This window comes from Nocardia sp. NPDC059177 (assembly GCF_042755165.1).
Classification (GTDB): Bacteria; Actinomycetota; Actinomycetes; order Mycobacteriales; family Mycobacteriaceae; genus Nocardia.
The window spans coordinates 369,618-393,260 of sequence record NZ_JBHZBX010000002.1 but is presented as its reverse complement, the minus strand read 5'-3'; the positions used below and the strand labels follow the sequence as shown (position 1 = coordinate 393,260).

The window sequence follows — 23,643 nt, the reverse complement described above, 5'->3', positions numbered from 1 at the left end:
CGCCGGGTGCGAAATCTCGACCGGGTTACATCCTGCCTTGCGCCCTTCCGGATCGCCCGACCAGGTGACTTTTCCTCGCGGCGCGTGAGTATCCGGTGGCCGGGCGGGCGCGGGAGTACTAGCGTCGAGGAGTGGCAGTGAGTCTGTTGGGCAGAGCCGGCCACGAACCGGCCGCACGCGAGTCTGGATACCCTGCGCACCGAGAGGGTGTGGCGCGACTGCTGGCGAGCTATCACGCCATCCCTCCCGGTGCTGTCGTCCGCCTGGCGAAGAAGACGTCGAATCTGTTCCGGGCCAGAGCGGCAACTACCGCCCCGGGCCTCGACGTCTCGGGCCTCGGCTCGGTGATCGCGGTCGATCCGGCGGCCAGGACCGCCGATGTCGCCGGCATGACCACCTATGAGGACCTGGTCGCGGCGACGCTCCCCTACGGCCTGGCGCCACTGGTGGTTCCCCAGCTCAAGACCATCACCCTCGGCGGCGCGGTGACCGGCCTCGGCATCGAATCGACCTCCTTCCGCAACGGGCTCCCGCACGAATCCGTGCTGGAGATGGACGTGCTGACCGGGGCGGGCGAGATCGTCACCGCGACCCCCACCAACGAGCACGCCGACCTGTTCCGCGGCTTCCCCAATTCCTACGGCACCCTGGGTTACACGGTCCGGCTGAAGATCGAACTCGAGCCGGTGCGGCCGTTCGTCGCGCTGCGGCACGTGCGTTTCCACGACCTGCGCGAGCTGGAAGCCGAGCTGGCCCGCATCGTCGTCGACCGCAGCTACCAGGGCGAACAGGTCGACTACCTGGACGGCGTGGTGTTCAGCGCGACCGAGAGCTACCTGACGCTGGGCCGCCAGACCGACGAACCGGGCCCGGTCAGCAACTACACCGGCATGGACATCTTCTACCGCTCGCTGCAACACGCCGACGGCGTCAAGCGCGACCGGCTGACCATCCACGACTACCTGTGGCGCTGGGACACCGACTGGTTCTGGTGCTCACGCGCCTTCGGCACCCAGAACCCCAAGATCCGCCGCTTCTGGCCCAAGGCATACCGCCGCAGCAGCTTCTACTGGAAACTCGTCGCGCTCGACCGCAAGTACCACATCGGCGACCGGCGCGAGGCGCGCAAGGGCAACCCGCCGCAGGAACGAGTGGTGCAGGACATCGAGGTGCCGGTGCAGCGCACCGCCGACTTCGTCGAGTGGTTCCTGCGGGAAATACCCATCGAACCGATCTGGTTGTGCCCATTGCGGTTGCGTGAGAGCGCGGCCGAGGGCGCGGGCGAGCGCCCTTGGCCGCTGTATCCGCTCGAGCCGGACCGCACCTACGTCAATGTCGGGTTCTGGTCGGCGGTGCCGACGACGCCCGGTCAGCCGGAGGGAGCGGCCAACCGCGCCATCGAGAACAAGGTGTCCGAGCTCGACGGACACAAATCGCTGTACTCGGACTCCTACTACGGCGAGTCCGAGTTCGCCGCGCTCTACGGTGGTGACACCTACGAGCGCCTGAAGGACCGTTACGACCCGGACCAACGACTGCTGAATCTGTATTCGAAGGCGGTGCAACGTAAGTGACGACATTCAAAGACCGAACAGACCGTGCCGTCGGCCTGTCCGAGCTGGGAACCCGGCTCAGCATCGCCGAGGTGTTCGAAACCCTCGTCGACGGTGAGATCCCGATCAGGCTCACCGCCTACGACGGCAGCAGCACCGGCCCCGCCGATGCGGAGTTCACCCTCGACATCAAGACCCCGCGCGGGATCAACTACCTGGCCACCGCCCCCGGCGACCTGGGTATGGCGCGCGCCTACATCTCCGGTGACATGGTCGCCGAGGGCGTTCATCCCGGCGACCCGTACGCGATCCTCAAAGCCATGCAGGGCATGAAGTTCCACCGCCCGTCGGCGCTGTCGCTGGTCACCATCGCGCGCTCGCTGGGCTGGGAACGGCTCAAGCCGATCGCGCCGCCGCCGCAGGAGACGCTGCCGCGCTGGCGCCGGATCGCACTGGAGGGCCTGCGCCACTCCAAGACTCGCGACGCCGAGGCGATCCACCACCACTACGACGTCTCCAACGCGTTCTACGAGTACGTCCTCGGCCCTTCGATGACCTACACCTGCGCGGTCTACGGCGAGCCGGACTGGACCCTCGAGCAGGCACAGGAGAACAAGTACCGGCTGATCTTCGACAAGCTGCGCCTGCAGGAAGGCGACCGGCTGCTCGATATCGGCTGTGGCTGGGGCGGCATGGTCCGCTATGCCGCCCGGCGCGGGGTCAAGGTGATCGGTGCGACGCTGTCGGCCGAACAGGCCGCCTGGGCGCAGGCCAAGATCGCCGAGGAAGGCCTGTCCGACCTGGCCGAAGTGCGCCACAGCGACTACCGCGACATCCCCGAGGGCGATTTCGACGCCCTGTCCTCGATCGGCCTGACCGAGCACATCGGGGTGCACAACTACCCGTTCTACTTCGGGTTCATCAAAGACAAGCTGCGCGAGGGCGGCCTGTTCCTCAACCACTGCATCACCCGGCCGGACAACACCCGCACCACCAAGGCGGGCGATTTCATCGACCGCTACGTGTTCCCCGACGGCGAGCTGATCGGGTCGGGCCGGATCATCGCCGAGGCCCAGAACATCGGCCTCGAGGTGCTGCACGAGGAGAACCTGCGCGAGCACTACGCGCTGACCCTGCACGAATGGTGCAAGAACCTGGTCGAGAACTGGGACGCCTGCGTCGACGAGGTCGGCGAGGGCACCGCGAAGGTATGGGGCCTGTACATGGCGGGCTGCCGGCTCGGCTTCCAGCGCGATGTGGTGCAGTTACACCATGTGCTCGGCGTGAAACTGGGCGCCGACGGCACCTGGAATGTGCCGCTGCGCCCCTGGTGGCAGCCCTAACTCACCCGGCCGCCAAAACTAGAGCAATTCGTCGAGGAAGTGGCTGGGTAGGTCCTCGAGGATCGGGTGGTTTTTGCCGTCGTGGGACTGTGTGCGCAGCACGTGCAGCAGTCCCACGACGCCGGGGCCCGCGTCCAGCAGCGGCCGGGTCCAGCCCAGTTCGGCGCAGGTCCGCAGTACCGGCAGCACCAGCCCGGTGGCTTCACCGACCCAGCCCGCCGCGGCCAGGGTCTCGGCGAGCAGCAGCGTGGCGTCCAATTCCGCGCGCGGCCTGACCTGTTCGATCATCCGCGAGTACACCACCCTGGCGTGCCGGGCGGCGCGGTCGTCGGCGCGCAGGCGCTGTTCGGCCAGCAGTTCCCGGATCGCGGCGATCTCTCTGGCCTCGGCGATGAGTACCGCTGCCCCCGATTTGCGCCGGGATCCGTTGCCCGAGGCGGCGGCGGTGAACCGGTCGAGGTCATCGTTCGCGGGCAGGCCGAGCCGGGAGCGTTCGGCGCGTACGTGCGCGTCGAGGCGGGCCAGGTCGTTGGCGGCGGCCAGCCGGGCGCCCTCGTCGAGCCGGGCCACCGCGGTGTATTGGTCGCCGAGCGCGGCCTTCACCCTGGCCCCGATCACGAAGGTGGCGACGAGGAAGTCCACCGGGCCGACCCGGGTGACCAGTTCGTGGCTTTCGTCGAGCAGCCGGTCGGCCAGCGCCAGGTCACCGCGGCGATAGGCCACCTCGCCCAGCATCGCCGCCGCCACCCGTGCCGCGTCCGAGCGTGGCCCGCTGCGTTCGCGCGCTGTCTCGTAGGCCTGCTCGAAACAGGTGGTGGCGGTGGTGATGTCGAGTTGCTCGTAGGCGGCGGCGCCGCGGGCGCACAGGCCGAAGACCGGTCCGAGCGGGTCCTTGGACACGGCGTGGTACTCCGCGGCCCAGTCCTGCATCTGGATCGCGCCGGTGAAGTCGAATTCGCAGAGCCGGACGAAGGAGATGAGGTTGGCGGCGGTGGAGACCGTCCAGGCGGGTAGCTCCTCGGGGTTCGCCAGGCAGTCGGCGAGGCGATCGACCACGCCGTCGGTGTCGTCGTGGGCGACCCGGTCGGCGGCGTCGAGTACCGTCGCCGCGCACCGCTGCTGGACCAGTTCGGGTTCGGTGGTGCCGCGGGCGAGCAGATTCGACAGTCTGCCCAGCGCGGAGCGGGCGGTGCCGGTCTGCTGCAGGTTCATGTTCGCCCTGGCCACCGCCATCAACAGCTTCGACCGCGAAGTCACCTGCTGCACCGGCAGTTTCGAGACGCTGCCCAGCAGCGTCGCCAGCCGCGAGCCGTCGATCAGGTCCATGCCGCCGCTCTCCAGCAGGTCGGCGGCGAGCTTGAGATCGGTGGCTGCCAGCGCGTGATCGACCGACTTGCGTAGCAGCTGATGCTCGGCGAACCAGCGGGCCGCCTTGCGGTGCAACACCTTCGACCGGCCGGGATGCACGCGTTCGAGCCGGGCCCGCAGGTGTTCGGCGAACAGCGGCTGCATCCGGAACCACTCCGGGTCGTGCTCGATCCGGTGCAGGAACAGCTCGCGCTGCTCGGCCTGTTCCAGCAGGGCCGCGCCGTCGGGCACCTCGGCGAGTACCGAGGCCAGCGGGCCGCTGATCCGCTCGACCACCGAGATCGCCATCAGGAACTCCAGCAGCTCCGGATCCATGCTGTCGAGCACGTTCTCGGCCAGGTACTCGCGCATCCCGTGCCCGCCCTCGGCCAGCGAACCGAGCAGCTGCGCGGGGTCGCCCTTGCCACGCAGGGTCAGGCTCACCAGCTGGATGGCGGCGGGCCAGCCTTCGGTCGCGGCGTGGATCTGCTCGACCTGTTCGTCGGTGAGGGCGAAACCGTTGCGTTCCACCAGGATCTGGCGCGTCTCGGCCTCGGTGAGCCGCAGCTGCGCGGCGCCCAGTTCGACCAGTTCGTCGCGGACCCGCAGTCTGCTGATCGGCAGACCGCGCTGATCGCGGCTGGTCACCACGAAACGGACATGGTGACAGCCGTTGTCGAGCAGTGTCGCCATGGCCCGGCGCGCGCCCGCGTCGCGCACCCGGTGCCAGTCGTCCACGACCACGACGACGGAGCGGTCACTGGCGTGGATCTCGTCGATCAGGGTGGCGATCACGAAGGCGACGGCATCGGCGGCGCGCTCCTCGAGTACCTGCTCCAAGCCGGCCCCGACATCGGGGCGGACCCGGCGGATGGCCTGGATGAGGTGGCCGAGGAACCAGATCTCGTTGTCGTCGTCCTGGTCGATGCCCAGCCAGGCCACCGCGATATCGCGGGCGACCAGGTCGGCGCGCCATTGCGCGGCGACGGTGCTCTTGCCGAACCCGGCCGGGGCGTGGACCAGGGCGAGCCTGCGGTTGCCGCCGGCGCGCAGCACATCGAGCAGCCGCTGCCGTGGGAAGGGCTCGCGGGCCGGGGTCGGCGGGCGGAACTTGGTGGCGGCGGTCGGCGGCAGGGTGCCGGTGGTGCTCGAGCGCATCGGCACCGAGGCGCCGGCCGGTTGCAGGGTCAGTGGCCAGCTGCGGCGCGCGGTGACCGCCTTCAGTGATTCCGGCGCGTCCCCGGCCGGTTCCTCGGTGTCGAGCAGGGCCATCTCGTCGGGCATCTGGCCGTGCGCGCGCTGCACCTCGCGCAGCAGTTCACCGAACTCCTCGGCGGAGGCGGGGCGGTCGACCGGATCGGGGGACATGGCACGTTCGATCACGGCGGCGACGTCGTCGGGGATGTCCTGGGCGCGCAGGTCGGGGACGTCCTGGGTGGTGATTCGCAGGAACTGGGCGACCACCTTCTCCCCCGCCTGCCGCTCGAAGGCGGCGTGCCCGGTCAGCAGGGCGAAGAGGGTGGCGCCGAGGCCATAGATATCAGACTGAACGGTCGGTTCATGGCCTTTGAGTACCTCGGGCGCGGTGAACGCCGGTGAACCGGTGATCATGCTGCTCGAGGTCTGGAAACCACCGGGAATGCGGGCGATGCCGAAATCGGTGAGCTGCGGCTCGCCATAGGCGCTGATCAGTACGTTGGCCGGTTTCACGTCCCGGTGCAGGATGCCCGCGCGATGCGCCGACTCGATCGCCGCGGCCAGCTTCACCCCGGCGCGCAGGGTATCGGCCCAGGTCAGCGGGCCGCGATCATGGATGAGCCGTTCCAGCGAACCGCGCGCGCAGTACGGCATGACAATCAGCGGCAGGCCGGTCTCGGTGACGTCGACCTGCAGGATGTCGACGATATTCGGGTGCCCCGACAGCCGCCCCATCGCCTGTTCCTCACGCAAGAACCGCTCCCGGCTCTCCACATCGATCTCCGAGGACAGCACCTTCACCGCGACCACCCGGTCCAGCGCAGGCTGCAAGCACCGGTAAACCACGCCGAACCCGCCGCGCCCGATCTCCTTGGCCCCGGTCAGCCCCATCGCATCGAGCTCGGCGACAACCGCCGCGTCCAGCTCCTCCGGCACCTTCGCCCGCTGGGTACTGGTGCCCACCGGTGCCGACTCCGACGGCCCGCGCTGCATACGGGTCTGTTCCGGATCCATGTGACCACCCCTCGAATCGAATCGGCGTCACCGGCGCTTTGTCTCTACATATCCAAGCTAGCGCGATCCGGCTTCTATCGGGTGGAGATTCGATGCTGCGGCGGCCACGGTTGCCCGCCAACACCGTTCGACGCAACCACCGCCCTTCAGTCAGTGGCCTTCGGATGCCGGGTCCCGGCGTAGACAACCCACACGACCTTTGTCGCCGGATCAGGGCAGTACCAGATTCGGCCACCAGCCGTGACCTCGTATTGCCATTGCTCGAGATCCGCCCCCTCGACAACCCGGCGACTGTAGATGTTACGAAGCCGATGTTGCCGTGTTGGGTTCTCCGGGGCAGTCGGGCGCTCGGTGAGAACGATCCATGCCTCCCACGTGTTGGAACGAGCCGCTCTGCAGAGGTCCTCCCAGCCCTTCGCCGCTTCGGTCGTAGCGAAACGCGCTTCCCACCCTCCCGGTCGCGCGGGCGGCGCGACCCGATCACCCCTTTTCGGCATATCAGTCGTCCACCGGAGGACGAACCGGCCCGAGATCTCCGTCGACTGGGCCCAACAGCTGCTTTGCCAAGTCCGGATCAGCGAAGACCAGGGCGGTGCTGCGCCATTCGTACAGTGTTTGGGTGAGCAGTGACCATTCGCCGAGTTCCGCGGACGCCTGGAACGATCGGGCGAAATCTCGCACGAACTCGCCCTTCGCGTCATCTGGAAGATGGTCTACCCAGGGGAATTCGTCGAGCAACGCGCGTGCGGCGACGTCGTGCGGCAGGCGGGTGAGTACGTTTCGCAAAGCACGGGCAGCCGCGATCGCCCCTTCCGCTTGCCCTTGTGCGCGGTCTTCCCGGACCAGCAACAAGGCTGCACCGTCACGGCGGCGAACACGCACGTCGCCCTCATCGGCCAACCGGGCAACCTGCTTCGGATCCCGCTGTAGCTCGCTCCATTGCACTTCGGTGATCATGCCGCTTACCTCAGCCATCGACTCAGTTTTCTGAATTTTTTCAGGAATCACAGCAAGTGTGCCATGGAACGACGAATAGTTCACCCGATCGCACGACAGCCCCACCTCGCGGTGGCGAGACGGGGCTGTCGGGCTGATCAGCGCGGTGTGGGCGCTGTCAGGGACTTACTTGCGCAGCGAGGCCGGGACCTCGAAGCGGGGGCCGAACTTCGCGGCCAGCTCGTCGGCGCGGGCCACGAAGGCCTCCTGGCCGCCGGGGTAGCCCACGATGAACTGGTGCGAGCCACCCGACCAGGCCGGGAAGCCGATGCCGAAGATCGAGCCGATGTTCGCGTCGGCGGTGCTGGTGAGCACGCCTTCGTCGAAGCACTTCTGGGTCTCGATGGCCTCGGCGAACATCATCCGGTCCTCGAGGTCCTGGAAGGTGACACCCTCCGGGAGCTCACGGCTCGAGTTGTAGACCGAGCGCAGCTCGCTCCACAGGCCGGTGGCCTTGCCGTCGACGTAGTCGTAGAAGCCCGCGCCGCCCAGCTTGCCGGTGCGCTTGTGCTCGTCGACCATCGCGTTGACGACCTGGGAGGTCGCCACGTTGGCCGCGTTCAGCTCGCCACCAGCGGCCAGGACGGCGGCCTGGGTCTCCTTGTAGATCTTCTGCATGGTGGTGAAGTTCAGCTCGTCGCTGAGCTTCAGCGGCGCGGCCGGGTAGCCCGCCTGCAGACCGGCCTGCTCGATGGTGGCCGGGTCGATGCCCTCGGCGACCATGGAGATGGCCTCGTTGATGAAGGTGCCGATCACGCGCGAGGTGAAGAAGCCACGGCTGTCGTTGACCACGATCGGGGTCTTCTTGATGGCGAGGGTGTAGTCGTACACCCGGGCCAGCGCCTCGTCGGAGGTCTTCTCGCCCTTGATGATCTCCACCAGCGGCATCTTGTCCACGGGGGAGAAGAAGTGGATACCGATGAAGTCCTCGGAGCGCTTCACACCGTCGGCCAGCAGGGTGATCGGCAGGGTGGAGGTGTTCGAGCCGAGCAGCGCGTCGGCGTCGACGATGTCCTCGATCTCCTGGAAGACCTTGTTCTTCAGGTCGGGGTTCTCGAAGACGGCCTCGATCACGAAGTCGACGCCCTTGAAGTCGGCGGCGTCCGCGCTCGGGGTGATCCGGGCCAGCAGCGCGTCGGACTTCTCCTGGGTCGTCTTGCCGCGCGAGAGGGCCTTCTTCTCGATGGCCTCCGCGTAACCCTTGCCCTTGACGGCGTTGGCGAGCTCGACATCCTTGAGGACGACCTCGTAGCCGGCCTTGGCGGAGACGTAGGCGATGCCGGCGCCCATCATGCCGGCGCCGATGACACCGATCTTCTTGATCTCCCGCTTGGGCACATCCTCGAACGACGGGCGCGAACCGCCACCGTTGATGTGGTTCAGGTCGAAGAAGAACGCCTGGATCATGTTCTTGGCGACCGGGCCGGTCAGCAGGCTCGTGAAGTAACGGCCCTCGATCAGCAGCGCGTTGTCGATGTCGACCTGCGCGCCCTCGACCGCCGCGGCCATGATGGCGCGCGGGGCAGGCATGTTGGCGCCCTTGATCTGCTTGCGCAGGTTGGCCGGGAACGCGGGCAGGTTCGCCGCGAAGGCCGGAGTGGCCGGGGTGCCGCCGGGGATCTTGAAGCCCTTCTTGTCCCACGGCTGGGCGGCCTCGGGGTTGGCCGCGATCCACGCCTTGGCGGCGGGGACGAGCTCCTCGATGGTGCCGACGACCTCGTCGATCAGGCCGATCTCCTTGGCCTTGGTGACGCGGTGCCGCTGACCCTGCAGCAGCACCTGCATCAGCGCGCCCTGCAGGCCGAGCATCCGCACGGTGCGGGTCACGCCGCCGCCGCCGGGCAGCAGGCCGAGGGAGACCTCGGGCAGGCCGATAGCCGAACCCTTGACGTCGGCCGCGACGCGGTAGTGGGTGGCCAGCGCGATCTCCAGGCCACCGCCAAGGGCAGCGCCGTTGATGGCGGCCACGACCGGCTTGCCGAGCTGCTCGAGGCGGCGCAGCGGGGCCTTGACGTCGTCGACCATCTTCATGACCTCGGCCGCGTTGTCCGGGCCGACCTTCATCATGTTCTTCAGGTCGCCGCCGGCGAAGAAGGTCTTCTTGCCCGAGGTGAGGATGACACCGGTGATGTCGCCCTTCTCCGCCTCGAGACGATCGACGGTGGCGTTCATCGACGCGAGGTACGCGTCGTTCATGGTGTTGGCACCCTGGTTGGGGTCGTCGATGGTGAGGACGACCACGCCGTCGGCGTCCTTCTCCCAGCCGATGATGTTGTCAGTCATAGTTTTTCGTTCTCTCCTATGAGAAGTGTCGGCCGAGTGTCAGACGCGCTCGATGATGGTGGCGACGCCCATGCCGCCACCGATGCACAGGGTGATCAGGCCGTAGCGCGCGTTGCGGCGCTCCAGCTCGTCGAGCACCGTGCCGGTGATCATGGCGCCGGTGGCACCCAGCGGGTGGCCCATCGCGATCGCGCCGCCGTTGACGTTCAGCTTCTCGTCCGGGACGTTCAGGTCCTTCTGGAACTTCAGCACCACGGAGGCGAACGCCTCGTTGATCTCGACGAGGTCCATGTCCTCGATCGTCAGGCCGGCCTTGGCCAGTGCCTTCTTGGCGGCCGGGGTCGGACCGGTCAGCATGATGGTGGAGTCAGCACCGGAGGTGGCGGTCGCGACGACGCGAGCACGCGGGGTCAGACCCGAGTTCTTGCCCGCTTCCTCGGAGCCGATCAGCAGCAGGGCGGCGCCGTCGACGATGCCCGAGCTGTTACCACCGTGGTGGACGTGGTTGATCTTCTCGATGTAGGTGTACTTCTGCAGCGCGACGGCGTCGAAGCCACCCATCTCGCCGATGCCGGCGAAGGAGGGGTTCAGCTTGCCCAGGTCGGCGGCGGTGGTGCCGGGACGCATGTGCTCGTCGTTGTCGAGCACGACCAGGCCGTTCTGGTCGCGGACCGGCACGATCGACTTGGCGAAGTAACCACCGGTGGTGGCCTTGGCCGCCAGGTCCTGCGAACGCACGGCGTAGGCGTCGACGTCATCGCGGGAGAAGCCCTCGATGGTGGCGATCAGGTCGGCCGAGACACCCTGCGGCACGAAGTAGCCGTCGTAGTTGGTGGCCGGGTCCAGCGCCCAGGCGCCGCCGTCGGAGCCCATCGGCACGCGCGACATCGACTCGACGCCACCGGCGATGACGAGATCGTCGAAGCCGGAGCGAACCTTCTGCGCGGCCAGGTTCACGGCCTCGAGGCCGGAGGCACAGAAACGGTTGAGCTGGAAGCCGCCGACGGTGTCGGGCAGACCCGCGATGGTGACGGCGACGCGAGCGATGTCCATACCCTGGTCACCGACCGGGGTGACGACACCCAGGATCAGGTCCGAGATCTGGTCCTCGTCGAGGTTGGGGAAGCGGCCACGCAGCTCCTGGATCAGACCAACAGTCAGATCGATCGGCTTGACCGAGTGCAGCGAGCCGTTCTTCTTGCCGCGGCCGCGCGGAGTGCGGATGGCCTCGTAGATGTAGGCCTCTGTGGTCATATCGGAGTGTTTCCTTCCTTGGGGTGCGGTGGCCGCACGAACGCCACGACCAATCGTCTCGACGCCGTACAAATCCCGGCAAGCACCAGCGGGGCATAGAACCATGCTCATCCGGCGTTCCCGGCCACCCGTTCATACTACCGTGGTGTGCGAACTCCGGTTAACTTAACGTGGTCCGACTGGTGGCTGTCAACCATCCAGACTCTTCGCTCCGAGCTCGTTACGCAGCAACGCCAGGGCGACCTCGTCCGGGTCCTGCCGGTCACCGGGAGCCACCGGCACCGCGGCGGCGGCCAGCATTTCCTGCTCCTCCTCCGGCGTCGGCGGCGCCAGCACGGCCTCGCCCGGGCGGGTCGGATTGCCGGAATCGCCACCGGAGCGGCCCGAATCCGGCCGGTAACTCTCGTCGGGGCCCGGGTCGTCGGGGAGATCGGGGAAGTCGGGCGGGGGAATGTCGTCCTCGGAGACCGGCTTGGCCCGCCCCGCCCCGCCACCCTGGGCACTGTTGGCCTGGCTCGGCCGGGAGAACGTCGGCCGCGCGGCCTGCTTCGCCGCACCCTGGACACCACCGCGCGCGCCTCCACCGGCTGCCTTCGCCGCGGGCGCCGGTCGCGGCGCGGGCGCACCGGTCTCCCAGCGCACATCCAGCTCCCGGCCCAGCACCGCGCGCACCGCCGACCGCACCGCCTCGATATTGCGCGGATTCGACAAGCGCTGCGCCAACGGCGGGCTCTGATGCGCGAACACAATGACCCCACCCTCGGCCCGCGACACCGCGGCCCCCGACAGCAACGCCTGCAGGGTCGGCCCGAACTCCCGCACCTTGGCCTTGATCTCCGCCCAGGCCCCATCGACGAGCGCGACGAGATCCTCCGCCGGACCATCGGGCACCTGCCCGGCACCCGGCGCCTGCGACCCGTCGGCGACCTGCGATCCGGCGGTGGGCTGCGCCCCAGCGGCAGCCTGCACCCCAGCGGCAGCCTGCGACCCAGCAGCGACCTGCGCCCCAGCAGCAGCCTGCGATTCGGCAGCGGGCTGCGATCCGGCCGGCACTCGCGACTCCTGCCGCGACGAATCGGCTTGCCGCACCGGGCCTTCCGTATCGCGCGGGTGCTCGCTCACCTCGGCATTCGCACCCGCGATCCCCGGGCCCGACGATGCGGCCTCGGTATCCACGGCCTTCGCGCGCACCGAAGAGGACTCGCCGACAACGCTTCCCGACTCCACCGCCGCAGCGATCGGTTCGACCCGATGCGCCGCTAGGGGACCCGGACGGTCTGCCACGTCGGATTGCGCGGGTCTGTCAGCGACAGGCCACCGATCTCCCGAAGCATCGGCAGGCGGTCGGTTGTCAGGAGTGGCGTCCAACGGTTCACCCACAGAAGCAGCCGCGGCGGGCGACTGACCCTCCGGCGTGGTGGACGTGGGTCCTTCTGGCGCGGCAGACGTCGGGTCAACGGGAGTCGCAGCAGACGATCGGCCTATGGGAGCACCCGTCGGCGATCGGTCGCCGGGAGCAGACGATTGGCCGCTGGGAGCACCAGCAGACAATCGTTCGCCGGGAGGACCGGCAGACGATCGGTCGCCAGGGGTCGCAGCGGACGATTGGTCTGTGGGAGCGGGTGTCTCGCGAGACGGCGTAGGGGGCGATCCGTGGGGGGCCTGGGCGGGAGGACCGCCGGCGACCGCCTTCTTCTCCGCTTGCGCGGCGGCGAGTAGTTCCGCGCCGCGACGGCGGGGCTCGCCACCGGTGGGGCGCGTGGGTGGGGTGGCCGGACGGTCTTCGGGGGTTTCGCCTGCGGCGGGGCCGGGTCGGGCAGGGGCGGGGGTGACGGTGCCGCCGGCGAATCCGCGTTCCAGGCGTTCGAGGCGTTGCAGGGTGGACGACTCGGTGTCGGAGACCGAGGGCAGCAGCATGCGGGCGCAGATGACCTCGAGCAGCAGGCGGGGGGCGGTGGCGCCGCGCATCTCGCCGAGGCCTTCGTGCAGGAGTTCGGCGTAGCGGGTGAGGGTGGCGGGGCCGAGGCGTTCGGCCTGCTCACGCATGCGTTCCAGGACGTCGCCGGGGCCGGAGACCAGGCCGCGGTCGGCGGCGTCGGGGACCGCGCGCAGCAGGATCAGGTCGCGCAGGCGCTCGAGCAGGTCGACGGCGAAACGGCGCGGGTCGTGCCCGGCTTCCATCACGCTGTCGACGGTGCCGAACAGGGCGGCGCCGTCGTCGGCGGCCAGCGCGTCGATCGCGTCGTCGATCAGCGCCACATCGGTGACGCCGAGCAGCGCGACCGCGCGCGGGTAGGTGACACCGTCGGGGCCCGCACCGGCCAGCAGCTGGTCGAGCACACTCAGACTGTCGCGCGGCGAACCCCCACCGGCCCGGATGACCAGCGGATACACCGCCTCCTCGACCGGTACGTGCTCCTGCTCGCAGATCTTGCCGAGCAACCCGCGCATGGTGGCGGGAGGTAGCAGCCGGAACGGGTAGTGGTGGGTACGCGAGCGGATGGTGGGCAGCACCTTGTCCGGCTCGGTGGTGGCGAAAATGAAGATCAGGTGCGCGGGCGGCTCCTCGACGATCTTGAGCAGCGCGTTGAAGCCGGCCGTGGTGACCATGTGCGCCTCGTCGACGATGAACACGCGATAGCGCGATTCGGCGGGCGCGTAGAAGGCGCGATCACGCAGCTCACGGGTGTCGTCGACACCGCCGTGGCTGGCCGCGTCGAGCTCGATGACATCGAGATTGCCGCCACCACCCGGCCCGAGCGCGACACAGGACGCGCAGACCCCACACGGCGTGGAGGTCGGCCCCTCGACGCAGTTGAGCGACCGCGCCAGAATCCGCGCGGACGACGTCTTGCCACACCCTCGCGGTCCGGAGAACAGATACGCGTGACTGATCCGCCCGGTGTCCAGCGCTGTACTCAGCGGGTCGGTGACGTGCTCCTGACCCACTACCTCAGCGAACGTCGCCGGTCGATACTTCCGGTACAGAGCCACGGCCCAAAGGCTACCTGTGTCTATTGGCGGCTGGTGCCGCGTGGTTCTCGGCCCCTTGGGCCTCGCATCCGAGGGGCGATACTCCGGCTTCGCCGTTACGTCTCGCCCCTCGGATGCGAGGCGGCCGAGAACCAGCATATGTGATCCAATTCACATCGGTCGAGAAGGTTCGCGCACGGGCGATATATCCGGCGGCCGATACGCAATAGTTGAGCTATCCAGCCCACATACGCACTCGAAACCGGCAGCAGATGGCAACTTGGGTCAGATTTCCGCTGCTAAACGGACCTGACCCCCGATTACGGCCCACATAATGGATGTAACGAAACAGTGAATCGCCGTGACAGCGGCGCAAGTGGCTGGCTACCGTAGTTCTCGGCAACTTCGGTGGCCAAACCTTCATCAGGTTGGTGACCCCGGCCGGTCCCTCATCCCGACCGGGGCACAACCATCACGCACCGTATCGCTCCCCCACCGCCGACCGGAGGAACGTTTCACCGTGCTGTCGTGTGATGACATCGCAACCGCCTGGCTCGCACACACCGACTTCGCCGGCGATCACGCCGCGGTCGGCCTGCTGAGCCGGGCGATCAGCCCCCAGGACTTCGACATCAAACGCGATTCGCTACCCGTCGCCGCGGCGGCGGACCCGGCGACCGCGGCCGCCATCCTGCAACTGCTCGAACGCGGGCAGGTGCCGACGATGGCCGCCATCCGCACCCTCACCGCGCAGAACGAGATGCGCCGCGAGGCCGAGCGGATCGAACGGCTCGGCCGCCGCGCCCAGCGCAGCATCGACGAGTTCGGCCGGATTCTGGCGCGCCTGGCCGCGGCCCATTGGACCGAGCACGGCATCGGCCCCACCCGCCGTGACATCCTCGCCGACACCGAGATCACCGGCCTCATCACCGAGCGGGTCGGCGAGATCGCGCCGTCGGCGGTCAAGCATCTGTGGCTGATCGAGCGTGCGCAGCGGGCCGGCTGGATCGCGTCCAACGCCAGTCCTGGCTCGCTGTGCCCGGCCCGTCGCTGGCACACCACCAAATACGGCAACCGGGTCTCGCAGAAGCCGGTCAACCTGGTCGGCAAGCTGGTCGCGGGCTTCGTCGTCGAGCACACCGCCGTCAAAGGCAGGCCGCCGAGCTGGGCGGTGCTCGCCCGCGACGCGCGCGACGACCGTGGCCGCCGGGTCTTCTTCGATGTCGCCGACGCGCACGCGCAGCGGCGCTGGCTCACCACCGCCGAATGGCTGGCCGACGGCGATGACCTGCCGCTTCCCGGACGGCGTGGCGCACGGGCACTGGCGAAGGAAAACCGCGGCTAGAACCTGGCCGCTCCCCCTACCGACAGTGAGTATTCGGTAATTTCCTCGCAACGCATTCACGCGTGAAAGGAGTTACCGTGCCCGCAACGATCGATCCCGCGGCCACCGCCTGGCTACTCGCGGCCACCGCCATGGTGCTGTTGATGACGCCGGCGCTGGCTGTCTTCTACGGCGGGATGGTGCGCTCCACGGGCGTGCTGAACATGCTGATGATGAGCTTCATCGCGATTCCCCTGGTCACTGTGGTGTGGCTGGTCGCCGGCTACAGCCTGGCCTTCGGTGACGACGCGGGCGGCGGCCTGATCGGCGACCTGAGCCACGCCGGACTGGCCGGGATCAACCCGGATTCGGTGCGCGGCACCATTCCCGAGCTGCTGTTCGTCACCTTCCAGCTGACCTTCGCGATCCTCACCGCCGCGCTGGTCTCCGGCGCCATCGCCGACCGCGCCAAGTTCGCGGGCTGGATGGCCTTCGTCCCGCTGTGGACACTCGCGGTGTACGCGCCCATCGCGCACTGGGTCTGGGGTCCGGACGGCTGGCTGCTGAACTTCGGCGCGCTCGACTACGCGGGCGGGCTGGTGGTCGAGATCGCCTCCGGCGCTTCGGCGCTGGCGCTGGCCCTGGTACTCGGCCCGCGCATCGGGTTCAACATCGACGCGATGCGCCCGCACAATCTGCCGTTCGTGCTGCTCGGCGCCGGTCTGCTGTGGTTCGGCTGGTTCGGCTTCAACGCCGGTTCGGCGCTGGGCGCCACCGGCACCGCGGCGGCGGTCTTCCTCAACACCCTGATCGCGGGCAGTCTCGGCATGCTCGGCTGGCTGATCGTCGAGCAGGTCCGCGACGGCAGGCCGACCACCTTCGGCGCGGCCTCGGGCGCGGTCGCCGGGCTGGTCGCCATCACCCCGTCCTGCGGCGTGATCAACACCCTCGGCGCGGTGCTGGTCGGCCTGGCCGCCGGTGTGGTGTGTTCGTTCGCGGTCGGCTGGAAACACAAAGCGGGCTATGACGATTCGCTCGACGTGGTCGGCGTGCACTTCGTCGGCGGCATCGTCGGCACCGTGCTGATCGGCCTGCTCGCCACCCAGGTGATGACCGGTGGCGTGAACGGCCTGTTCTACGGTGGCGGTTTCGCCCAGCTGGGCAAGCAGCTCGTGGCGGTCCTGGTGGTGGCGGCCTACGCCTTCGCGGTGTCGTTCGTGCTGGGCAAGGGCGTCGACAAGGTCATCGGCTTCCGCGTGAGCAAGGAGGACGAGACCTCAGGCATCGACTTCGCCCTGCACGCCGAGACCGCGTACGCCGAAGGTGTACACGGCACGTCGCCCAGGCGGTTCGGTGAAGGGCATTTCGGGCAGGGCAAGGCGCACTGAGAAATTCGTCAGCTCACATCACCCGAGCTGGCCGTGAAGGTGTTGCAGCGGTTGGTGAGATTGTGGTCCAGACCCGCCTCGAACCATTCGCCGCCGTGCTGGGAACTGCCGTGGTCGCGCATATCGCCTGCACCGTCCCCGCGGCCGTAGGAGTCCTTGGTCGCCAGGGTGACCTGGCTCGCGGTCAGCGAGTCGGCATCCTTGGACGAACCGATGAACATGCCGTCGAAGCAGTTGGCCTGCAACTCGACCCGGCGCGAGAGCTCGAGGCCCTTGTCCGAGCGGGCGCCCACGTCGACACGTTCGGCATTGGCCTTGCGCAGGATGCCGGACTGGGCCTGGATGTGGTGGCCGTACTCGTGGGCGAACACCGACAGGTAGACCACCCAGTTGTCCTTGAACATGTCGGTCTGCAACTGGCTGATCGGCATGTAGATGGTCTTGTTGGCTGCGCAGTAGAAGGCGGCGAAGTTGCTCGTCGACCCGGTGCACGGGGTGGTGATGCCCGAGGTGGTCGCGGTGACACTGAGCGTCGGCGACTCGAAGGGCAACCCGTTCTCCGCCAGCAACGGCTTCCAGGCCGCCTCGAGGCAGCCCGCGGCCGATTCGAAGAACGCGCGCGCCTTGTCGACCTGGGTGCCCCACGGCGAGTAGTCGCACGAGGCGGGCACCAGGGTGCCGTCGGCGTCGGTGAGCAGCGGGTTGTCGGTGGTCTTGGCGGGCGCGGCGCCGGGGTCGGGGGTGTAGGTGGTGCTCGGTTTCGGGCCGATCGACATCGAGCCGATATCGATGCCGTTGCGCACCGCGTAGCGCACCAGCACGCTGACCACCGCGACGATGATCACCAGCAGCACCGTGACGAAGCGGCCGCTGCCCTTGCGCGGCGGTGGCGTCGGCCGGCCGGGCGGACCGTACGGCATCGGCGGTGGCCGATACCCCGGCGGCGGACCGCCGTACGCGGGCCGCTGACCGTAACCCGGTGGATAACCTTGCCGCTGTGGATATCCGGGCGGGCCGTAGCCCGGTGCGGGCCGGTATCCCGGCGGCGGGCCATAGCCAGGGGTCGGCGGAACCCGACGTCCACCCGGCCCAGCCGGGCCGTATCCGTACGGTGGTTGGGTCACGCCCCCGTACCCCCTCGTCTAGTTCGTCGCCGACAGCCGCTGACGCAGGATAGCAAGCTGTCTAGAGTAAGCAGCCATGCTGACTTTTCGGGGGGGCGCCGCAGGCGCGCTGCTGCTCGCTGCGGCGAGTTTGCTCGTGGCCGCGCCGGTAGCCCACACGGAGCCCGCGCCCAACGGTGTCACCATCACCGCCGACCTGACGCTCACCGAAGACGGTGTGCTGCGGGTCACCGAAACGGTCGGCGTACCCGCCGACGGCAATTTCACGATGTCGCTGCCGTTGCGCCTGAAGATCGGCGACGACGTCGAGCGCGTTTTCGAGGTCACCGATGTCACCGCGAGCGGCTCCGGTACCGCGACCACGGTCGATGATCAGTTCGTCGTCGAGGCGAAGCCGGGCGAATCCAAGTTCACCTACGCGGTACACAACACCGTCGCCGACGCACCGGGCACACAGGTGTTCCACTGGCTCGGCGTGCTCAACGCCGATATCGCCGTGCTCGATGTCTCGGTGATCAGCCCCAGCTATCAGATGGGCATCGTCGACTGCAAGCTCGGACCGGCCGGCAATGCCAAGCCGTGCGCCGACGTGCGCACCGAACCCGACGGTGTGCTGTATCTGAGCCAGACCGATCTGCGTAAGGGCGATGCGATCGACCTCACGCTGCAACTGCCGCCCGGCACCGTGCCCGCCAATGCCGATGTGCGCGACGGCAATGCCGCAGGTGCCTTCTCCTTCACCGCGCCGGTGTTCGCCGCGTTCGGTGTGTTGCTGGCGGCGCTGGCCGCGATGGCCGCCTACGTGCTGACCGCCCGCAAGCGCGCCGCCGCGGCCGTGGCGGGTAGCGAGAGTTTCGAGCCGGTCGCCCAGCAGGGCGGCCGGGTCGAATTCGTCTCCCCCGACGGCGTGCTGCCGGGCGAGGCCGGGCTGTTGCTCGACGAGCAGGTCGATCCGGTCGACATCGCCGCCACCGTGGTCGATCTCGCGGTCCGGCGCTACCTGTGGATCGCGCCGGTGAACGCGCGCGGCGAGGACGACTGGCGGATCAGCCGGGTCAACGCGCCCGACGACCAGCTGCGCGACTACGAACGCGCCGTCTACGACATGCTGCTGCCCGAGGGCACCGACACCGTGGCCGTGCGCGAACTGCGCGCACCGGGTCGCGTTGAGCTGGAACCGATCCGGGCCGCGACGCGCGCCGACGCCGTGCTCACCGGGGCGTTCGCCGATCCGAAGCAGCTGGCGCTGCCGCGCTGGATCGGCGCGGCACTGATCGCCGTCGGCGCGATCATCACGGTGGCGCTGGCGCTGACCTCGGGTCATGCCCTGGTCGGGGTGGCGATCGCGCTGGCGGGCGGCGCGGCGATGCTGCTGCCCAATTACCTGCCCACCCGCACCACCTTCGGCGACACCACCGTCGGCCGGATTCGCGCCATGCAGCGCGGGCTCGACGCTGTTGTCCGCGAACAGATCCCGCCGATCGACCAGGAGACGGTGTTCTCCCGCGCGCTGCCCTACACGGTGATCAGCGGCCGCGCCGACAACTGGATCCGCGCCTTCCGCGACATGGACCCCTCCGCCGATTCCCAGCCGGGGGTGTACTGGTTCGCCGGCTACGACCGCGACCGCGACCTGCACCGTTTCGCGTCCCAGTTCCCCTTCTTCATCACAGCCCTGGAGAGCGCGTTCAGTCCCGCCTCCCCGTGAATTCTGCGGGCCGTCCGGTAGCTCGACTGTTAGTTGTCGGTCTTGCGTCAGGTGCCCCGCGGCTGGGAGGCGGTTGGGGAGTTACCCATGTACTCACCTGATCAGTGGGTTACACGGCGGATGGCTGCCAGCGGGTCGGCGTAGAGGGCGCTCAGCGAAGTCACCACGGCGGCGAATTCCTGGACCTTGCCGCCGAATCCGCTGATCCGGATGTCGGTGGGTGGCAGCTGGGTGCTCTGGGTGAACGCGCGTGCCACGTGGCCGAGGGCGGGGCGGTAGCCGGTGAAGGCCTGGCCGCCGAGCACCACCCGGTCGGGGTTGAGCATGTCGCGCACCAGGGCGACGGTCTGGCCGAGCATGGCCGCCCGCTCGGCGAGCAGCTCCCTGGCCGGCTCGGAGCCGGACTCGGCGGCCCGGTACAGATCGGCGATGGTGGTGCCCGCGGTTCCGTTGTGCGCCGGGATGATTCCGCGTCCGACGGCCCGAGCCTGCAAGGCCCGGTCGCCGACGGTCACTTCCAGGCAGCCGCGCCGGCCGCAAGTGCACTGCACGTCCGAGCCGGTGGGCAGATGGGCGATGGAGCCGGGGCCGTTGCTCGGGGTGTGCACACGGCCGTCGAGGGTCACCGCGATGCCGGCGGTCTCACGGACATAGAAGTAGAGGCTGCTGCCGCGCTGGGTGGCGGGCAGTTCGGTATCGGGTTCGGGGCGGCGCGCGTCGAAGGTCGGCAGCAGCAGCTCGGAGCCGGCCATCGCCTCCACATGCGGTGCGACCGAGACCGGCAGCTCGAGTACGTCACCGAGGACCTGTCCGAGTGGGGCATTGCGCCAGTCCAGTTTGGGATGGTCGACCACGCCGGTCTGCGGATCGACCCGGCCGCCGATCGCCACACCCGCCCACAGCGGGGTGCGCTTGTGCCAGCGCTGCAGGAACGCCTTGGCGCTGCGGGCCACGGTGGTGACCGCGAACTCCTGGCCGGTCTGCGGGGTCGCGATGGCGAGGCCGCCGAGGATGCGGCCGCGCAGATCGGCGGCGACGATCTTGGTCGCGGCGGCGCCGATGTGGATGCCGATGGTCAGATAGGCCTCGTGGTCGATCTCGAACGGCACCCGGGGACGGCCGACCGCACCGGCGGCAGTGAGATCGGGACGCTCACGCAGCAGACCGGACGAAAGCAGCGAGGCCACTTGCCGATTCACGGTGGCGATGCTCAGACCCGTTGCCCGCGCGGCATTGTCACGCGAGACCGGACCGGAGACGGCAGTGCGCAGTACTGCGGCGGCTGGATTGTCGCTGCGGCGCAGCTCAGGGGCTACGACGGGGCGGGAAACGCGCGGACGACCGGCATTCGCCCTGGTGATGGGGCGGTCGACGATGGGAGCAGACATATGAAGTTCCTTGCTGAAATCCCGTTGTCCCAACGGGATTGCCTACACGTGTGGCGTGGCAGCACACGAGTCAGAAGACTCAGCTGCGGCAGCAGGAACGACACAGTTCGCGGGTCAACGGCAACCGCAAGCCCAAAGCGGCGGTCACGTAGGTGACTCGCGCTGCGATGAGATGGTTGCCGGACATAACAATCAAGTTAACACCGAATCCGGACCCGTCCAAGCCGAACCGGCGAATTGTGCTGAGCGGCACACGAAAACCACAGGTCAAACGGTTGCTATCGGTGCGCAATACCGATCGCGGCACGCCGAACGAGGGAACCGGTTGCGCATGAGTTGCCCAGCATCAACCCGCCAGCGTGAGATCAGCTGTAGAAGCTGATCCCCGTGTCGTCGGTGACGTACATGCGTGTCCCGATGAAGGTCGGCCGGTTCGGCAGCGGCGACTCCCAGGATTGTTCGCCACTATGCATATCGAAACCCTTTGTCACATACTCCATTTTGGAGGTCCCGAGGAAGGTGTACATAAGCTGATATCCGGTCAACTCGACCCAGTAGTACTCCGCCGACTCCCCCACGGCAAGGTTTACCGGAGGAGACTTCGCCTCACCAGTGAAGCTGTCGAAGACCCGGAACCAGGACGATGCGGGCTGGTCGAGATCGAAGGAGTCGTCGTCAGGGTTGCTGGGGTCCGATACCTCCATGACGATCAGATCCTCGAAGGTATTTATCCTGCGAGGATTGATTCCCGGATCTGAGATGCGCCAGAGCAGGTGGCCGGTCTCCGGATTGGCCGCAGCCAGTGTGTTGGCCGTGTGGGAGTATTTGCGCACAGGATCGATCCTGGTCAGCAGGGGTAGCGGGTGCGTGTTCGTGTATGACAGCTGGTAGCCGGCCGGTTCCCACCCCGAGATCGAGGCCGTCTTCTTACCGGTGCGGTCGTAGAACTCCGTGCCTGTCCAGTCCGCATTCAGGATCGCGATGCCGCCCTGGAAGACATCCCAGAACTGCTGGGTGCTTCCGACGTCATCGGGGCGGGTGTACGCGAGAATCTCATGACCATCCACCGTGCTGACGAACACGACCTGCGCGGAGTCATGGTTGCCGTCGACCAGGATTTGCTCCGACGCCATCACCAGGCTCTCTTCGGCAGTCTCGCGTTGCCAGGTCTGGTCACCTTCCGTCGTGTAGCCGACGGCATAGCCCTTCTCGGTCGGCGAATAGTCGGTGTACGCCACGAACCGATCACCGGCGATGACGATCCTTTCGAGGTCGCGGTTGGGGACTTTCACCGTGCGTAAGACTTGACCGTTGTCGGCGTTGTGGATGGTGACTGTGCTGTCGTGATCGCCCCCGGTGTACGGCGGTGCCACACAGGCGATCCGGTTGTCCTTGATCGCGCATTCGCCCACGCTGGTCTGCACGTCGACGAACGGCCAGCGCACTTCACCGGTAGCGACGTCTAGTGCACCGACATGGGTGGCGCCGGCCACCACCACGATGTCGTCGTTGCCGCCTACGGCCCTGACCGATCCACCGTTCACGGGCGTGGTCCACTCCGCCTTGGGCGGTGATCCGACATCTATGAATTCGTCGCGGAGACCGAGGCGTGACAAGGACGCGATCTCCCGAGGGTGAAGAGTGTCATCCCAGGTGTCGACGGTGCCTACGCCTCCGCCACCCAGAGCCCTGACGACGCTCCCACCCTTGAAGACGAACAGCGTGGCGGCCACGAGCACGGCGACGAGCACGACACTCGCGCCGATCCACGGCCGCTCGCGCGATGCACGCGGTGCGGCAGGCGGCGGTGGCGAGGGCGTGTGCGATTGCGGTGCCGGGTAAGGCTGTGGGGCATGGGAATAGGCCGGTGGTTGGTCGATCATCGTCGCCGTCGTCGACTCAGATGTGTCGCTGGCGTCGAGCGCGGCAGCGAGGTTTTCGGCGAACTCGGCGCAGGAAGCGAACCGGTCTTGCGGATCCTTCGCCATAGCGCGTGCGATGGCGGCATCGACTGCCGGGCTCAGCTCGGGCCGGTACTGTCGAACCGATGGCACCGGCAGTGCCAAATGCGCGGAGATGACGGCGATCGGGTTGCTGTTCTCGTACGCGTTGTGACCAGTAAGGAGTCGAAATATGGTGCACGCCAGCGAGTATTGATCAGTCTGCCCGTCCAACACGTGGCCGTGTAGCTGCTCGGGCGACGAGTAGTTGATCGTGCCCGGCGTCATTCCAGTACTGGTCAGACCGTTGGTTTCCTCGACCGCCAGACGCGCAATCCCGAAGTCCGCCAACATGATCCACCCCTGCGAGTTGATCATGATATTGGCGGGCTTGACGTCGCGGTGCAGCAGCCCACGGCTGTGGGCATAGTCCAGGGCGCCCGCCACGTTGACGGCGGCCTGGCGGACCTGGCCCAGTGGCAGCCCCGTGCGCGAGCGCGTCGCGAGTTCGGCGAAGTCGGGGCCGTCGATGAGTTCGAGCGTGATCCACAACTGACCGTCGGATTCGCCACGGTCGTGGACCTTGACGATATTGGGGTGAGACAGTCGCGCGGCCAGATCTGCCTCGCGCTCGAATCGTTGGCGGTAAGTCGGGTCGTTCGAGGTGCCTTCCGTCAGGACCTTGAGGGCGTCGCTGCGTGGCAGTCGGGGGTGGCGTGCCTGGTACACCTCGCCCATTCCGCCTGCGCCGAGTCTGCGTTCGATGACATAGCCGGCAAATACCGACCCGGGATCAAGCGGCACCGCCGCC

13 protein-coding genes are annotated in these 23,643 nt (G+C 68.0%); 5 read left to right on the top strand and 8 right to left on the bottom strand.

The annotated features are described in order from the left end of the window. Nucleotides 1-137: 137 nt before the first annotated feature. Together ACFXK0_RS04910 and ACFXK0_RS04905 are read left to right on the top strand one after the other, a co-directional pair. The gene (locus tag ACFXK0_RS04910; protein WP_379408438.1) at nt 138-1,574 is read left to right on the top strand and encodes an FAD-binding oxidoreductase; all 1,437 of its coding nucleotides are present in this window, start codon (nt 138-140) and stop codon (nt 1,572-1,574) included. After that, nucleotides 1,571-2,896 carry a class I SAM-dependent methyltransferase gene (locus ACFXK0_RS04905; protein ID WP_379408436.1) on the top strand — a complete coding sequence of 442 codons (1,326 nt, stop codon included), beginning with the start codon at nt 1,571-1,573 and terminating at the stop codon, nt 2,894-2,896. The genes ACFXK0_RS04910 and ACFXK0_RS04905 overlap by 4 nt, the downstream gene beginning before the upstream one ends. A gap of 18 nt (nt 2,897-2,914) precedes the next feature. Here ACFXK0_RS04905 and ACFXK0_RS04900 read toward each other — a convergent pair whose 3' ends face one another. The 5 genes from ACFXK0_RS04900 to ACFXK0_RS04880 all read right to left on the bottom strand — a co-directional run bounded on the left by ACFXK0_RS04900 (nt 2,915) and on the right by ACFXK0_RS04880 (nt 13,981). Beyond that, nucleotides 2,915-6,454 carry a protein kinase gene (locus tag ACFXK0_RS04900; RefSeq protein ID WP_379408435.1) on the bottom strand — a complete coding sequence of 1,180 codons (3,540 nt, stop codon included), beginning with the start codon at nt 6,452-6,454 and terminating at the stop codon, nt 2,915-2,917. 498 nt (nt 6,455-6,952) lie between these two features. Then, on the bottom strand, nt 6,953-7,495 hold the full coding sequence (locus ACFXK0_RS04895) for a hypothetical protein (protein ID WP_379408433.1): 543 nt from the start codon (nt 7,493-7,495) through the stop codon (nt 6,953-6,955). Between the two features lie 81 nt (nt 7,496-7,576). Further along, nucleotides 7,577-9,733, bottom strand: coding sequence for a 3-hydroxyacyl-CoA dehydrogenase NAD-binding domain-containing protein (locus ACFXK0_RS04890; protein WP_379408431.1), 2,157 nt, complete (start codon nt 9,731-9,733; stop codon nt 7,577-7,579). 39 nt (nt 9,734-9,772) lie between these two features. Continuing rightward, nucleotides 9,773-10,987: an acetyl-CoA C-acetyltransferase gene (locus tag ACFXK0_RS04885; RefSeq protein WP_379408430.1), complete on the bottom strand. Its 1,215-nt coding sequence runs from the start codon at nt 10,985-10,987 to the stop codon at nt 9,773-9,775. A 189-nt stretch (nt 10,988-11,176) separates the two neighbouring features. Further along, nucleotides 11,177-13,981 (bottom strand): DNA polymerase III subunit gamma and tau, encoded by a 2,805-nt coding sequence (locus tag ACFXK0_RS04880; RefSeq protein WP_379408428.1) that lies wholly within the window; start codon nt 13,979-13,981, stop codon nt 11,177-11,179. A 499-nt stretch (nt 13,982-14,480) separates the two neighbouring features. Here ACFXK0_RS04880 and ACFXK0_RS04875 point away from each other — a divergent pair, with 499 nt between their 5' ends. Beyond that, nucleotides 14,481-15,305, top strand: coding sequence for a hypothetical protein (locus ACFXK0_RS04875; RefSeq protein WP_379408427.1), 825 nt, complete (start codon nt 14,481-14,483; stop codon nt 15,303-15,305). A gap of 77 nt (nt 15,306-15,382) precedes the next feature. Next, entirely contained in the window at nt 15,383-16,672 is a 1,290-nt protein-coding gene (locus tag ACFXK0_RS04870) for an ammonium transporter (RefSeq protein ID WP_379408426.1), read from the top strand. Nucleotides 16,673-16,680: 8 nt separating this feature from the next. On the opposite strand, the gene ACFXK0_RS04865 is transcribed toward ACFXK0_RS04870, so the two are convergent. Beyond that, entirely contained in the window at nt 16,681-17,592 is a 912-nt protein-coding gene (locus tag ACFXK0_RS04865) for a neutral zinc metallopeptidase (protein WP_379408424.1), read from the bottom strand. Nucleotides 17,593-17,872: 280 nt separating this feature from the next. Between ACFXK0_RS04865 and ACFXK0_RS04860 the strand changes: the two genes are divergently transcribed. Continuing rightward, complete coding sequence (locus tag ACFXK0_RS04860; RefSeq protein ID WP_379408423.1) at nt 17,873-19,504, top strand: DUF2207 family protein; 1,632 nt, start codon at nt 17,873-17,875, stop codon at nt 19,502-19,504. 101 nt (nt 19,505-19,605) lie between these two features. Here ACFXK0_RS04860 and ACFXK0_RS04855 read toward each other — a convergent pair whose 3' ends face one another. Both ACFXK0_RS04855 and ACFXK0_RS04850 read right to left on the bottom strand, forming a co-directional pair. After that, nucleotides 19,606-20,892, bottom strand: coding sequence for an ROK family protein (locus ACFXK0_RS04855; protein ID WP_379408422.1), 1,287 nt, complete (start codon nt 20,890-20,892; stop codon nt 19,606-19,608). Between the two features lie 365 nt (nt 20,893-21,257). After that, nucleotides 21,258-23,636 carry a protein kinase gene (locus ACFXK0_RS04850; protein WP_379408421.1) on the bottom strand — a complete coding sequence of 793 codons (2,379 nt, stop codon included), beginning with the start codon at nt 23,634-23,636 and terminating at the stop codon, nt 21,258-21,260. Nucleotides 23,637-23,643 lie beyond the last annotated feature (7 nt).

What these genes read in the sequence shown, in the direction of transcription:
- ACFXK0_RS04865 (WP_379408424.1), bottom strand. Translation starts at nt 17,592, where the DNA reads ATGCCGTACGGTCCGCCCGGCCGGCCGACGCCACCGCCGCGCAAGGGC.
- ACFXK0_RS04860 (WP_379408423.1), top strand. Translation starts at nt 17,873, where the DNA reads ATGCTGACTTTTCGGGGGGGCGCCGCAGGCGCGCTGCTGCTCGCTGCG.
- ACFXK0_RS04890 (WP_379408431.1), bottom strand. Translation starts at nt 9,733, where the DNA reads ATGACTGACAACATCATCGGCTGGGAGAAGGACGCCGACGGCGTGGTC.
- ACFXK0_RS04855 (WP_379408422.1), bottom strand. Translation starts at nt 20,892, where the DNA reads ATGTCTGCTCCCATCGTCGACCGCCCCATCACCAGGGCGAATGCCGGT.
- ACFXK0_RS04900 (WP_379408435.1), bottom strand. Translation starts at nt 6,454, where the DNA reads ATGGATCCGGAACAGACCCGTATGCAGCGCGGGCCGTCGGAGTCGGCA.
- ACFXK0_RS04885 (WP_379408430.1), bottom strand. Translation starts at nt 10,987, where the DNA reads ATGACCACAGAGGCCTACATCTACGAGGCCATCCGCACTCCGCGCGGC.